The 504-nt window shown below is 42.7% G+C and carries 1 protein-coding gene; it reads right to left on the reverse strand.

All coding sequences use genetic code 11. The annotated features are described in order from the left end of the window. Positions 1-330, reverse strand: a 330-nt coding sequence (locus tag KQI64_RS03165; protein WP_216523300.1) for an aminotransferase class V-fold PLP-dependent enzyme, incomplete at its 3' end; no start/stop codon positions are given. Positions 331-504 lie beyond the last annotated feature (174 nt).

A 504-nucleotide genomic window follows, 5' to 3' on the forward strand; every position in this document is an offset into this window, starting at 1 on the left:
AGCCTCCTGAAGAGCCTTCTTGGCCCACTGACCTGTTACGATGTAGTCAGCCTTGTTGTTCTTGTTCATAAGGTTGAGTGCAACCATTGCGAACTGTGTTGAACCGCCGCCCTGAAGGAAAAGTACCTTGTAGTTGTCGGGAATGTTCATTACCTCTCTGAGAAGTGCCTCTGCGTCCTTGATGATCTTGTCATATGCCTTGCTGCGGTGAGACATCTCCATTACGCTCTGACCTGTACCCTCGTAGTCGAGCATTTCTGCCGCTGCTTTTTTAAGTACAGATTCGGGCAGCATTGACGGACCTGCGGAAAAATTATAAACTCTTGCCATGTCTTAAAAACTCCCTTTTTATTAGTATTGGCTAACCGCGGATGTATCCGCGGAACCCCATTTTTACTTTAAGATTATACGCTCTTTAAAAAGCAATGTCAATAATATGGTAAATATTTAGTTAAAACTTTAACGATATACCGCACAATTATGGATTTGCAGAGCAAATTATAA

The organism is Lachnoclostridium sp. MSJ-17, assembly GCF_018918205.1.
GTDB lineage: Bacteria > Bacillota > Clostridia > Oscillospirales > Acutalibacteraceae > Ruminococcoides.